The organism is Hoeflea sp. AS16 (assembly GCF_038900095.1).
Lineage (GTDB): Bacteria > Pseudomonadota > Alphaproteobacteria > Rhizobiales > Rhizobiaceae > Hoeflea.
Genome location: NZ_JBBMQQ010000013.1, coordinates 50402 through 63831 on the forward strand (window position 1 = coordinate 50402; position 13430 = coordinate 63831).

Annotated in this window: 13 protein-coding genes and 1 pseudogene; 10 read left to right on the forward strand and 4 right to left on the reverse strand. The window is 60.0% G+C overall.

The features are described 5' to 3' along the window. Positions 1 to 29: 29 nt before the first annotated feature. Positions 30 to 674: a peroxiredoxin gene (locus WNY80_RS21335; RefSeq protein ID WP_342889431.1), complete on the reverse strand. Its 645-nt coding sequence runs from the start codon at positions 672 to 674 to the stop codon at positions 30 to 32. Positions 675 to 781: 107 nt separating this feature from the next. On the opposite strand from WNY80_RS21335, the gene WNY80_RS21340 reads away from it, so the two are divergent. Continuing rightward, positions 782 to 1696, forward strand: a complete 915-nt coding sequence (locus WNY80_RS21340) for a LysR substrate-binding domain-containing protein (protein WP_342889432.1) — start codon at positions 782 to 784, stop codon at positions 1694 to 1696. A gap of 27 nt (positions 1697 to 1723) precedes the next feature. Here the strand turns inward: WNY80_RS21340 and WNY80_RS21345 are convergent, their stop codons facing one another. The 3 genes from WNY80_RS21345 to sppA all read right to left on the reverse strand — a co-directional run bounded on the left by WNY80_RS21345 (position 1724) and on the right by sppA (position 3563). Further along, the gene (locus WNY80_RS21345; protein WP_342889433.1) at positions 1724 to 2074 is read right to left on the reverse strand and encodes a LapA family protein; all 351 of its coding nucleotides are present in this window, start codon (positions 2072 to 2074) and stop codon (positions 1724 to 1726) included. Between the two features lie 218 nt (positions 2075 to 2292). After that, a complete protein-coding gene (locus WNY80_RS21350; RefSeq protein ID WP_342889434.1) occupies positions 2293 to 2583 on the reverse strand; it encodes an integration host factor subunit beta in 291 nt (96 codons plus the stop codon). Beyond that, positions 2580 to 3563 carry a signal peptide peptidase SppA gene (gene sppA, locus WNY80_RS21355; protein WP_342889435.1) on the reverse strand — a complete coding sequence of 328 codons (984 nt, stop codon included), beginning with the start codon at positions 3561 to 3563 and terminating at the stop codon, positions 2580 to 2582. Before sppA ends, WNY80_RS21350 begins: the two co-directional genes overlap by 4 nt. Positions 3564 to 3822: 259 nt before the next feature. Between sppA and lptC the strand changes: the two genes are divergently transcribed. From lptC to WNY80_RS21400, 9 genes and pseudogenes are all read left to right on the forward strand, one after another. After that, a complete protein-coding gene (lptC, locus tag WNY80_RS21360) occupies positions 3823 to 4503 on the forward strand; it encodes an LPS export ABC transporter periplasmic protein LptC (RefSeq protein WP_342889436.1) in 681 nt (226 codons plus the stop codon). Positions 4504 to 4528: 25 nt separating this feature from the next. Continuing rightward, positions 4529 to 5059 carry an LptA/OstA family protein gene (locus WNY80_RS21365; RefSeq protein WP_342889481.1) on the forward strand — a complete coding sequence of 177 codons (531 nt, stop codon included), beginning with the start codon at positions 4529 to 4531 and terminating at the stop codon, positions 5057 to 5059. Positions 5060 to 5124: 65 nt separating this feature from the next. After that, positions 5125 to 5862: pseudogene (gene lptB, locus WNY80_RS21370) on the forward strand (LPS export ABC transporter ATP-binding protein); the annotation flags it as partial. Between the two features lie 237 nt (positions 5863 to 6099). Further along, positions 6100 to 7662 carry an RNA polymerase factor sigma-54 gene (gene rpoN, locus WNY80_RS21375; protein WP_342889437.1) on the forward strand — a complete coding sequence of 521 codons (1563 nt, stop codon included), beginning with the start codon at positions 6100 to 6102 and terminating at the stop codon, positions 7660 to 7662. Between the two features lie 247 nt (positions 7663 to 7909). Beyond that, positions 7910 to 8482, forward strand: coding sequence for a ribosome-associated translation inhibitor RaiA (raiA, locus tag WNY80_RS21380; RefSeq protein WP_342889438.1), 573 nt, complete (start codon positions 7910 to 7912; stop codon positions 8480 to 8482). 122 nt (positions 8483 to 8604) lie between these two features. Continuing rightward, a complete protein-coding gene (gene ptsN, locus WNY80_RS21385; RefSeq protein ID WP_342889439.1) occupies positions 8605 to 9069 on the forward strand; it encodes a PTS IIA-like nitrogen regulatory protein PtsN in 465 nt (154 codons plus the stop codon). 884 nt (positions 9070 to 9953) lie between these two features. Next, positions 9954 to 10895, forward strand: coding sequence for a sugar ABC transporter substrate-binding protein (locus WNY80_RS21390; protein ID WP_342889440.1), 942 nt, complete (start codon positions 9954 to 9956; stop codon positions 10893 to 10895). A gap of 98 nt (positions 10896 to 10993) precedes the next feature. Next, entirely contained in the window at positions 10994 to 12484 is a 1491-nt protein-coding gene (locus tag WNY80_RS21395; protein WP_342889441.1) for a sugar ABC transporter ATP-binding protein, read from the forward strand. Then, positions 12474 to 13412 carry an ABC transporter permease gene (locus tag WNY80_RS21400; protein WP_342889442.1) on the forward strand — a complete coding sequence of 313 codons (939 nt, stop codon included), beginning with the start codon at positions 12474 to 12476 and terminating at the stop codon, positions 13410 to 13412. The genes WNY80_RS21395 and WNY80_RS21400 overlap by 11 nt, the downstream gene beginning before the upstream one ends. Positions 13413 to 13430: the final 18 nt, after the last annotated feature.

The window sequence follows — 13430 nt, forward strand, 5'->3', positions numbered from 1 at the left end:
GGCCCACCAGGCAGGCCACGGCAGAGTGCTCAAAGCTCGCGAGTTGAGAAATACCAGTCGACGGTCTTGTATCCCTCGCCGGCGCGGGCCATCGCGGCCTCCGGTGTTGCCGGTGTCGGCACGATAACGGCATCGCCCGGGACCCAGTTTTCAGGCATCGCGCAGCTGTTCTCGTCCGCGGTCTGCATCGCGACCAGCAGTCGGTAGATTTCGGCCACCGACCGGCCTGCGTTCATCGGGTAATAGACCATGGCACGCAGCACGCCGTCGGGGTCTATCAGGAAGGTGGCGCGCACCGCGGCAGTGTCAGAGGCGCCGGGCTGAATCATGCCGTAGGACTGCGCCACCTTCATGTTGAGGTCGGCGATGATCGGAAACTTGATCTCGACGCCGAATTTCTCCTTGATGTTGAGCATCCAGGCGATGTGCGAGTAGTGGCTGTCGATCGACAGGCCCAGCAGTTCGGTGTTGCGCGCCTTGAAGTCTTCATGGCGCTTTGCAAAGGCAATGAACTCGGTCGTGCAGACCGGTGTGAAATCGGCCGGATGCGAAAACAGCACCAGCCATTTGCCCTTGTAGTCTTCAAGTGTCTTGCGTCCGTCGGTGGTCGGCGCATCAAAAGCCGGGGCCGGTTCGTTCAGCCGGGGCATCTGGACTTGGTTGGCTTCGGTCATGTCGGTGTCTCCTTTGTTTGATTGGAATTTGATGACCGATAAGTAGCGGCTTGCTTTAAATTGTAGAAATCAATAATAATTCGAAAAATAATAGAGAAAATCTATAAATGAGCTTGACGATCACACTTCGCCAACTTGGTTTCCTAGTCGCTGTCGCCGACGAGTTGAATTTTTCGCGCGCCGCTGAGGCTTGCTATGTCACGCAACCCACCTTGAGCGCCGGGATCAAGGAGTTGGAGAACCGCCTGGGTGTGATCCTGATTGAGCGAACCAAGCGCTCTGTCCTGCTCACCCCGTTGGGTCAGGAGATCACGCTGCGGGCGCGAGCGCTGTTGCTGGATGCGGGTGAGATCGAGAAACTGGCGATGTCAGGGGCCAATCCGGAAGAGGGGGATCTCCGTCTCGGCGCGATTCCGACAATCGGTCCCTTCCTCATCCCGAAAGCCTTGCCGGTCATCCGCCACAGTTTCCCAGGCCTTCGCCTTTATCTGCGCGAGGCGATGACCGAGCAATTGCTCGAAGGGCTGCATGCAGGCCTGCTTGACCTAGTGCTGTTTGCCCAGCCTTTTGATGCGACCGGGCTTGAGACCATGCATCTGTTCGATGACGGCTATCACTTGGCAACGCGCGCCGGAACGCTTGATCAGCGTCCGGCCAACGGCTCCGAACTTCAGGGGACCCGGCTCATGCTGTTGGAAAAGGGCCACTGTCTGCAACGCCATGCGTTGGAGGCCTATCCAGATCTCGACATCGAGCAGGATGAAAGCTTTGCCGCCAGTTCCCTGGCGACCTTGATTTCGATGGTCAGTGAGGGGCTGGGGATCACGCTTCTGCCTGATCTTTCCATCGACGCAGGCGTGCTGACCGGCCATGACGTGGCAATTTCGCCCTTGCCGGACGCATGCCCCCGTCGCGTCGTGTTGGCCTGGCGCCCGTCCACCACGCGAGGAAAACTGTTCGAGCAGATCGGCGCTATCCTGAAGACAACGCGTGGCTCAATTCATGATCCGTCAATGAACTAGGTGGTTTTACGACGCCGCGCGTCAGCCTCAGGCAGCCGTCCGCTTGTCCGGGGCGGGCAGGGCGGATGCGATCTGCTGCGCCTTGGCCTTTTCGCGGTCTGCTTCGGTGTGCCATTTCACCGCTTCATTGGCGTTGACGCGTGCCTGCTTGCGGTGCTTGCCCTGCTTGAACCATGTCGCCAGCGAACCGATGATCATGCCGATGATCAGCGCTATGAACAGGAACACGAAGAACGGCAAGGTCACCGACAGAACGGTGTCCGTCGGATCGAACGGATTGAGCGCCAGCGTCACGGCCTGGCGGTTGGCCACCGACAGCATGATGAGAACGATGCCCAGGGGCACGAAAATTGCCAATGCGATGATGCGCTTGATCATGTCTTGATCCAGTCTTGTGAGAGCCCGGGATTCCCTGGGATTGCCCGGGTCTTTACGTCGTTCATGCAATCCGTTGCGGCAAACACGATGACACCGTCACCGTTCAGGCCGCCGGGCTGATCCGCATCAGATAGGTCCGTACCGTTGCCGGTGCAAGCTCGGCCCTTGCCGCCGGGTCCTGGTTCTTGTCGTCCGGCCCTAGTCCTTGTCGTCCGGCCCTAGCCCTTGTCGTCCGGATTGAGCCGTTCGCGCAGTTCCTTGCCGGTCTTGAAGAACGGCACCCACTTTTCTTCGACGAACACCGGCTCGCCGGTGCGTGGGTTGCGGCCGGAACGCGGCGGACGGTTCTTCACCGAAAATGCGCCAAATCCGCGCAATTCGACACGATTGCCCTCCGAAAGCGCGTCCGTGATCTCATCCAGTATGGCATTGACGATATTCTCGACATCCCGGTGATAGAGATGCGGGTTGCGCGCCGCAACCGCTTGAACCAATTCCGATTTGATCATTTTCCTCGCCCCAACTCGAAACTCTCCGACTGGCCGCCAACCTGCCAAACAGACACAAGGCCGTCAAGGAACAACTTGCCGCCCGACAGCCGGTCGATTTCACCCGACAGAGATGCCGGCAGGCCCAGGAACTGCTGCACGATGCTCGCAAGGCGGGCGCCGAAGATCATGTTCGCGGTCTTGTCCGGCCGTTTCCAGTCCACGAAGTCCAGCGTGTCGTCGACATCGCGGCTTTTCAGATAGGCGCGGATTTCCGCCTCGCCGCCAAGCGCGTCGACAAGCCCGTTCTTCAGCGCCTGCCGGCCGGTGAAGATCGAGCCATCGGCCAGCGCCAGCACCTGCGTGCGGTCCATCTCGCGCCGTGCGGCGACCAGGTCGACAAACCAGTCATAGCTGTCGAGCACCATCGACCGGATCATTGCCTTGGCCTCGTCGCTGGCATCATGGAACGGCGAGGGTTCGGCCTTCAGTGGCGAGGATTTGATTTCCTCGAGCCGCACCCCGATCTTGTCCAGCAGTTCGCGGGCCTGCGCATACTGGAAAATCACCCCGATCGAGCCGACGATCGAGCTTTCGCCGGCAACGATATGATCTGTCGATGCGGCGATCATGTAGCCCGCCGAGGCCGCCAACGTGTGAATGTCGGCGACCACCGGTTTCGATTTTCCGGCCTCGACCAGCGCCTTGTGAATGCGTTCGCCGCCATAGGTGGTGCCGCCGGGCGAGGAGATGGAGACCACCAGCGCCTTTGCCGAGTCGTTTTCCGCGGCGTCCGCGATCAGGTCGAGCAGCGGCTGGTCATCGGTGATGACGCCGCTGATGTCGATCCGGGCGATGTGGTCGCTGTTCCGGCCAGACCCCTGGAAACGCGCAAACAGCCCTGCCACCAGGGCGATTGCGACCACAACGGTCATGAAACGCCAGAAACTGAGCTTGCGCCGGATCCGGCGTCGATCGGCAAGAATGTCCGGGTCGGTCACGTGGTCCTCCGATTGTGGGTTGGCTCGCAAGCCTGTTGCGGGCAGACAGGTACGGCAGCTTTGATGGTGCCCCGTATAAGCAATGTATCAGCTTTGCTTTTGCCATTGTCGGCGCGGCGTGGCAATCTCTGTCAACTGCTTCGTAAAATCACCATATTGGCATGCGAAGCCGACCGCAACCGACACCCGGGCAAGCAACGGGCCCATGCTGGACCGGCGCCCTATCCGGTGCTGACAGCCATCAGGACTGCAGGAACGAATGACAGCATCGACAGTATCTGAAATGCCGGATAACGGCAGTTATGCCGGGCGTTCGCATGCCGAATATCAGCGCGCGCGGGCGCACTCGAGGCTGGTCAGGGTGCTCAAGATCCTGTTGCCGCTGGCCGCTGCCTTCATTGTTGCGGCCTTCGTCGTGGTGTCATGGCTCGACAATCTCGTGCCTGAAGGCGTCGGCATCGAGTCCGTGGTGATCAAGGATGGAAAGCTTGTCATGCAAAGCCCGGTGATGAGCGGCCAGGGCCCGGGCGCGCGGCCCTACACCATGCGCGCGGCACAGGCGATTCAGGATCTGACCACGCCGGATGTCATCGCGCTCGAGGATATTTACGCGGACCTGCCTGTATCCAATGGTGATCAGGCCGTTCTCAACGCGGCCAGCGGCACCTACAACAGGACGGCGCAGACCTTGCTGTTCGACAAGCCCTTCTCCGTAACCAGCGAGAGCGGCATGTCGGCGCAATTGCAGTCGGCCAGCATCGATCTGGCCAATGGCGGAATGATTTCGGATGCGCCGGTCTCGATCAGTTCGGGCGAAGCCTCCGTGGTTGCGCAATCCATGCAGATGACAGATAAGGGCCGCGTCATCATCTTTCAGGACCAGGTCCGCATGACGATCAACCCCTCGGCGATAAAGCCGAAGGATGGAGCGACGAACTGACATGGCAACAACACCTTTGCATTTCATGCGGATTGCTGCGGTCATGATCGCGGCCGGCGCGCTTTTGCCCGTTTGCGGCGCCTCGGCCCAGACCACCGAGAGCCGCATGTCCGGCCTTGCCTTGTCGAGCGACGAGCCGATCCAGATCGAAAGCGACCTGCTCAAGATCAACGAGGAAACCAGCCAGGCCACCTTCACCGGCAACGTCAAGGTGGTTCAGGGCGATACCGTGCTGCAGGCAGGCGAAATGATCGTCAACTATTCCAAGGGCGGCGGTTCCGTTGCCTCGGGTTCGGCCGACATTCGGGAGATCGAACTCTACAAGAAGGTGCTGATCCGTTCCGGCACCCAGACCGCCACCGCCGACACCGGAAATTTCAACATGGCTGAAGAGGTGCTTGTCCTCTCCGGTGAAAAGGTTGTGCTCACCGATGCCGACAACGTCTTCATCGGTTGCAAGCTCACCGTGCAGATGAAGAACGGCCAGGCCAAGCTCGACAGCTGCGGCCGCCGCGTCATGATCCAGCTTGACCCCAAATCGCGACCCAAGCAGTGATCCGCGCGCTCTTCAAATCATTCAGCGAAAGCGAAGCCGGCACCGATGTCGCCCAGACGACCGGTGACAAGGCGCGCTATGACGGAACGCTGATCGCCCGCAATCTGACCAAGTCCTACAAGTCGCGTCGGGTGGTCGACGGTGTCTCGCTCGGCGTCCGCCGCGGCGAGGCGGTGGGCCTGCTGGGGCCGAACGGCGCCGGCAAGACCACCTGCTTCTACATGATCACCGGCCTGGTCCCTGTGGACGCCGGATCGATCGAGATCGACGGGCATGATGTCTCCAGCCTGCCGATGTACCGCCGTGCCCGGCTTGGCGTCGGTTACCTGCCGCAGGAAGCCTCGATCTTCCGGGGCCTGAGCGTCGAGGCCAATATCCGCGCCGTGCTGGAAGTGGTGGAGAAGGATCGCGCCAAGCGTGAGGAAAAGCTCGACAGCCTGCTTGAGGAATTCCACATCTCGCATCTGCGCAAGTCACCCTCCATCGCCTTGTCCGGCGGTGAGCGCCGCAGGCTGGAGATTGCCCGCGCACTTGCCTCCGACCCGACCTTCATGCTGCTGGACGAGCCCTTCGCCGGTGTCGACCCGATCGCGGTTTCCGACATCCAGGACCTTGTCCGCCATCTCACCCGCCGCGGCATCGGCGTACTGATCACCGATCACAATGTGCGCGAGACCCTGGGTCTCATCGACCGCGCCTACATCATGAATGCAGGCGTGCTGCTGACCCATGGCCGGCCGCAGGACATCGTTGCCAACCCCGATGTGCGCCGGCTCTACCTCGGTGAGCAATTCTCCCTGTGACGGGCCTGAACCCGGCTGCGTAGCCCGGTGCTGCCTTCCCTTGGGCAATTTGCTGCCGGCGGGAGGCATTTTTACCCTGTCCGCAGGTCGGACTTGACCCGAAGAGATAAAAAAGCAATTTTCGGGCCAGATGGGTCGAAGGGGTGCCGATGCAGGCATCCCGAATCCGGACAGAATGGAAACGGCACGGCTGAATTCCAGACTGACGGCGATCCGAGCCGGGAGTAGCGCGTCGCCATGGCCTTGTCAGCCGGTCTTCAAATGCGTCAAAACCAGTCGCTGGTCATGACGCCACAACTGATGCAGTCGATCCGTCTGCTGCAGTTCAGTCATATCGAGCTGACGCGCTTCATCGAGCAGGAGGTGGAACGCAATCCGCTGCTTGAACTGGTGAGCTCCGACAACGATCAGGCTGAAGCCGGCCCTGAAGCTCCAGTCGAGCCGCCGGTGGCGCAGGCCGCAGTCGGTGAAGTCGACGACGTCGGCGGGGATGCTGCCTGGGCCGGATCGGCTGAAAGTCAGGCCGAGCGCATGACCTCCGAGATCGATGTCCGATATGAGAATGTCTTTCCCGACGATCACGGCACCGAACGCGTGGACCAGCCCGAATTCATCGACAACTGGAAATCCATGCCCGGCAGCGAGGGCGGTCATTCGGGCGAAGGCTATGATCTTGATGATTTCGCCGCCCGTGCGCCGACCCTGCGCGATCATGTGACCGAGCAGATTGCTTTCGCCTTTTCCGATCCCGCCGAAAGGCTGATCGCCACCGAGCTTGCCGATCAGCTTGATGCCGCCGGATACATGGTTGGCGACATGGCCGAAACCGTCGAGCGGCTGGGCGCCGATCCGGAGCAGGTCGAGGCCGTGCTGACCCGGCTGCAGGAGTTCGAGCCCGCCGGCCTGTTCGCCCGCTCGCTGTCCGAGTGCCTTGGCTTGCAGCTGGCGCGTAAGGACCGGCTTGACCCGGCGATGGCGGCGCTGGTCGACAATCTCGAACTGCTTGCCCGCCGTGATTTCAGCGCCCTGACACGGATTTGCGGCGTCGACGAGGAAGATCTGCTCGACATGATGGCGGAGATCCGTGGGCTGGACCCGAAGCCCGGAACCCGGTTTGAGACCGGATCGAGCGAGATGATCGTTCCCGACGTCTCCGTGCGACCCGCCTCCGATGGCGGATGGAATGTCGAACTCAACCCCGATACCTTGCCAAGAGTGCTGGTCAACCAGACCTATTTTGCCACCGTCACCGGCAAGATGCAGAAGAATGCCGCCGGCCAGGAGTTTCTCAGCGAGTGCCTGCAGACGGCCAATTGGCTGGCCCGCTCGCTCGATCAGAGGGCGCGGACGATCATGAAGGTGGCCACAGAGATCGTCCGGCAGCAGGATGCCTTTCTGCTGCATGGCGTCGACCATTTGCGGCCGCTCAACCTCAAGGCCGTGGCCGAGGCCATCGGCATGCATGAATCCACCGTCAGCCGGGTAACCTCGAACAAGTACATGATCACGCCGCGCGGCGTCTTCGAGCTGAAGTATTTCTTTACCGTTTCCATCGCCTCGGCCGAGGCCGGCGGCGATGCCCACTCTGCCGAATCAGTGCGCCACCGCATCCGGGTTCTGGTCGATCAGGAGACCCCCGAAGCGGTGCTGTCGGATGACGATCTGGTGCTTTTGCTCAAGAAGTCCGGCGTCGAGATCGCCCGCCGGACGGTTGCCAAGTACCGCGAAGCGATGTCCATTCCGTCGTCCGTTCAGCGGCGCCGCGAAAAACGTGCCCGGGCGCGTGCGGCGGCAGTCTGACCGGCGTTGAGCAATGGTTTGAAAACATTCTCTAATTGCGCAAAAGCCGTGCCAAACTTGACAGTATGGGTACTTCGGCGTAGAAGCCGCCCCGCATTGGGTGACGCAGTTTGTCGGCGCGCCTCAACCCGGTTAAGTCAAGTGAAAAATTGCTTGGACCGGGCCAATTGACCACCGCTGGACGCTTGGATGAGCGCGGCGCATGGCTTAGACTAAATTCCCAAGTCATAACAAGAAGGGATGACCCATGAGCGTGCGAGTGTCGGGTAAGCATATGGAAATCGGCGAGTCTTTCATGACCCGCATCGAGGACCAGGTCACAGGTGCGGTTCGGAAATATTACGATGGCGGTTTTTCAAGCCACGTGATTGTCGAAAAATCCGGGTCGCGCTTCAAAGCTGATTGCAAGATCCATCTCGATACCGGTGTCGTGCTGCATGCGACCGGAGAAGCCCAGGACCCCCAGCCCGCATTCGATGCTGCGGCGGAGCGGGTCGAAAAGCGTCTCCGCCGCTACAAGCGCCGCCTCAAGGATCATCATGCCAACAGCCAGCAGGTTCAGGCCGAGTTGGCTTACGCAGTGGTGGATTCGGCCAGCGACGATGCGACCGAAGTGCCGGAGGATTATTCTCCGGCAATCATCGCCGAAAGCACCAAGCAGCTGGTGACCATGAGCGTCGCCGATGCGGTGATGGCTCTTGATATGACGGATGAACGGATCCTGATGTTCCGGAATGCGGGCAATGATGCCCTCAATGTTGTCTATCGCCGTGATGATGGCAACATTGGCTGGATTGACGCAGGCGGGGTAAAATCCTGACGGCGTTGGCTGACATGAAATAGGGATGCAGGCCACAGGCGGCTTTCCCGCAATGGCCTGCAACCTTTCACATGAAGCGAACAACGAGGTCCGGAACGCGGGCCCAGAACAAGGAATTCAACATGGCGCTTGCTGATCTGATTGCGCAGAACTCTGTTCTGCCTGCGCTCAAGGCAAACTCCAAGAAGCAGCTGTTGCAGGAACTCGCGGCCAAGGCCTCGGAAGTCACTGGACTTCCCGAGCGCGAGGTCTTCGACGTCATCCTGCAGCGCGAACGGCTCGGCTCCACCGGTGTCGGCAATGGCATTGCCATTCCGCACGGCAAGCTGGCGTCGCTGGACAAGATCGTCGGTGTTTTCGCGCGTCTTGACCAGCCCGTCGACTTCGAGGCGCTGGATGATCAGCCGGTCGACCTGGTGTTCCTGCTGCTGGCGCCCGAAGGCGCTGGTGCCGATCACCTCAAGGCGCTCTCACGCATCGCCCGCGTGATGCGCGACAGCGAGATGGTGGCCAAGTTGCGCGCCACCGACAGTGCTGCCTCGCTGCATGCCTTCCTCACCGAAGAGCCCGCCTCCAACGCGGCCTGAACCGGACGGCTCACGGTCTTGCGGCCTGAGCCCGGCCCGTCCGGCTGGGGCTGGCATCCGCAGGTGCCGGTTCTCGCCTGGTCAACTTTCGGAAATCGATATCTGCTGAAACCCGGATTGCCATGCCTGGCATCCGGGTTTTTGCCTTCCGGGTACTGGTCCCTTGCGCTCCGGTACGGGCTCGCGGCTCTGCGCCTCGAACCAGGTTCGAGCCGCACAGTCCGGCATACAACTCATCTCGTATGCTTTCGAATGATTCTGAACTATGGCGATATTTCTTCGACCTGAAGTTGAGATGATCAGTGACGGCTTGCCCAATTTGAGCACCGGAGAGGCGCTGCAAGCCCGTTTTTCTTTGCATCCGTTGGTAGAATTCACTCTTCTTCGCAGATCGGTCACAACCTGTGGATCTCGGGGAAATGATTGCTCGGACTTGCCAGAATGAAAAACTTCGGTAAAACTCACCAAACAAAAATAAACGAAAGCAAAAATCGAGATATATAAAAATATTCGGAACGACGGCGGATAACGACACCCACTGAAAAGATTTCAGGTGCCACAGGTTCCGGTTTGAACTGGTTGGCCTGCGCGGCTCAAAAGAGCCCATCAGGCTGAACCAACATTATCCGAGTGAACGCACACGAGCATGGAGGAGCATGGCTTCGTAGACGGGGGAGCAGCAATCGAGTGTCGCAATGGGTTTGGGTTCCGTTTTGGAGCAGCCATGCGCAATTCGAAGAAAGCCTCCTCGTTTGGGTGGGCCGTCATCATGTGCGGGCATGGCCGCAGCGAATAAGGGGTCGCTTGGAACAGGACGAAGGCCGCGACCTGAAGTTTGGAATCAAATGCCGGAATTTTCCCGGCAATCCTTGGAGGAGGTAGCAATGATTCGTAGAAAGTTTCTTCAGGCGACTGTCATGGCAGGCGCAATGCTCATGTCTTTTCAGGCGACAGCCAAAGATCTGACCGGCGCCATCGTGGTAATGGATCTGACCACCAACGCGTTTCAGATCGAAATGGCTGAACAGGCCGTGGCTTACGGCAAGGAAGTTGGCGTCGACGTCCAGCGCTATGCGCCGGCCGGTTCATTCGGCGACTATGAAGGCCAGATCTCCATCATCGAGAACCTGATCACCAAGAACACCGACATCATCATTCTGGTGGCCGGCCACACCACCGCCCTGGTGCCTGTGGTCAAGAAGGCAATGAAGGCCGGTGTCGCCGTGGTCAATATGGACAACCGCCTCAACACCACCGACATGGTGGCCTATGTCGGTGTCGACAACGGCCAGGGCGGCAAGATGGCGGTCGACTACATTGCCAAGCGTCTCGGCGGTATCGGCAAGATCGCACTTATCCAGGGTGAAACCGGAAACCCGGTGCAGATCCTGCGGACAAAGGGCTTTGAGCTCGGTGCGCTGGTGCACCCGGGTCTTGAGGTTGCCGCCCAGCAGGGTGCGCACTGGACCGAAGAGGAAGGTCTCAAGGTGATGGAGGACATTCTTCAGTCCCATCCGGATCTGGACGGCGTCTTCGGCGAGTCCGACAACCTGGCCGTTGGTGCGGCGCGGGCTGCTGCATCCGCGGGCAAGAAGGACATCGTGATTGTCGGATATGACGGCCAGCAGGGCGGTTATCAGGCGATCAAGAAGGGCGATGTTGCCGCAACCATCCGCATGGATGCGCGCAAGATGGTTCAGCTCAGCATGGATGCTGCGCTGAAGTACATTGCCAACGGCAAGACCACCGAGGGCATCGATCCGGAAACCTACATTGCGCCGGAACTCGTCACCGCCGCCGAGGTCGATCAGTACATCACCAACTAACCCTCCCGGGAAACGTCTGCAGCGATCCTGCAAACGCAAGTGCTGGAAGCCTTTCGAATGTCCGGAAGGCTTCCACCTGTCTTCGCTGGAGGGACTGAATGGAAACTTTGCTGGAAATCACCGGTCTGTCGAAAAGCTTTCCCGGTGTGCGTGCTTTGGACAGCGTCGATTTTGATCTCGCCGAGGGAGAGGTGCATGCCCTTCTGGGAGAGAACGGCGCCGGCAAGTCGACGCTGGTCAAGATCATCACCGGCGCCTACCGCAAGGACGAGGGCGTCATGCGGCTCAACGGCCGTGCCGTTGATTTTCACACCCCCTCCGAAGCCCAGCAGGCGGGCATTGGCGGGATCTACCAGGAGTTCTCTCAGGTCAACACGCTGACCGTGGCCGAGAACATATTCCTGGGCGCTTACCCGATGCGCTGGTTCGGTGTCGACTGGGCCGCAATCAATCTGGAGGCTGCCCGGTTGCTCGAACGCTTCGGTGTCGATGCCAGGCCGACCGACAAGCTCTCGACGCTTGGTGTTGCGACCCGCCAGATGATCGAGATCCTCAAGGTCGTGCATCGCAAGAACCTCAAGATCCTGATCATGGACGAGCCGACATCGGCGCTCTCCGACGCCGAAACGAATTTGCTGTTCGAGTTTGTAAGAACCCTGCAGTCGCTCGGTGTGTCGATCATCTACATTTCCCACCGGCTCGATGAAATCAAGCAGATCTGCAATCGCATCACGGTGTTCAAGAACGGCAGCAAGGTCAGCACCAGCCTGGCCTCGGAAATGACCATCGACGATATCGTCACCCAGATGGTCGGGTCCGAGTTGAAGGACCACTTCCCCGCCAAAAGCACCCATGCCGACACGACGGTCCTGCAGGTCACGGACCTGTCTGGCGAAGGTTTCCGCAACATTTCCTTCGCCGCGCGGCGCGGAGAGGTGCTCGGCATCACCGGTCTCGTCGGATCCGGAAAAACCGAGCTTCTCGAGACCATCTTCGGCGCAAGGCCGGTCCGCTCAGGCAGCCTGTCGCTTGATGGCCGAACCATCACGAACAGCTCGCCGATGGAGGCGATCCGCAACGGGATCGGCCTGCTTCCCGAAAGCCGCAAGGAGCAGGGGCTCAACCTGGTCATGAGCTGCCTGGAAAACATCAGCCTGGCATCGCTCGACAAGATCGCACACCCGTTCCTGGATCTTGCCGAAGAAGCCCGCGTCGCCGAGGAAAATTTCGACCGGCTGGAGATCAGGCCCGGCGATCCGAAGAACCGGGTCGTCAATCTGAGCGGCGGCAACCAGCAGAAGATCGTTCTGGCCAAATGGCTGATGCGCGACGCCAACATCCTGATGTTTGACGAACCGACACGGGGCATCGATGTCGGGGCAAAATTCCAGATCTACTCGCTCATCATCGAACTGGCCAAGGCAGGCAAGTCGATCATCATCGCCTCAAGCGAGATCGACGAAGTCATAGGGCTCTGCAATCGCGCCCTGGTGTTGCGCAAGGGGGAGGTCGTCAAGGAACTCGCCGGCAATGAACTGAACAGTGAGAACGTCGTGTTTTCGATGAGTGGGAGAAGAAATGTCCATTAAAGTCATTCTGGCCGACAGCAAGCAGCAGGTCATTGCGCTGGCATGCCTGGTCGCTGTCGTCATCGTTCTGTCGTTCATGTCGGAATATTTTTTCACCGCCAACAACCTGTTCAACATCGGCAAACAGGCCTCGATCAACCTGATCATCGGGCTCGGCATGACCATGGTGATCATATCCGCCGGGATCGATCTGTCCGTCGGCTCCCTGCTTGCGCTGACCATTTCCATCATGGCGGTCCTGAACGTGGTCTACGGCGTCAATATTGTCGTCGCCGGAACGCTGGCGGTGGCGGCGACGGTGTTCGCCGGCATGATCAATGGCCTTGTCATCCAGTATGGAAAGGTCCCCGCCTTCATCACCACGCTCGGCATGATGGGTGTTGCCCGTGGCGTTGTGCTGCTGATTTCCCGTGGCAATCCCTCGATGTCATTCCCGGAGGAGTTTCTCTGGATTGCAGACGGGCTGGTTCTGGGAATCCCGTTCCCGATTTTCCTGTCGATCGTGATCGCCGTGCTGGTGACGCTGCTGCTCAAGTACACCCGGCTGGGCCGCGGTATCTATGCCATTGGCGGCAATGAGGAAGCGGCGCGCCTGTCGGGCATCAACATCGCCTATGTACGCATCGCGACCTACACTTTGTGCGGGCTCTGCTGTGCGCTTGGCGGGATCATCTATGCGGCGCGCGTTGGTGCGGCCCCGCCATCTGCCGGCATCGGCTACGAGCTGAACGCGATTGCCGCGGTGATCATCGGCGGCACCGCGCTCAATGGCGGCCAGGGCAAGGTATCGGGCACGGTCATCGGCGCACTGCTGATGGCGGTCATCGCCAACGGCCTCAACATCATCGAGGTCGATCCCTATTGGCAGAGCATCGTCATCGGCGCGATCATCGTGATCGCGGTCATGTTCTCGAACCTGCGCAAGTAACCTGCGCCCCAAACACCG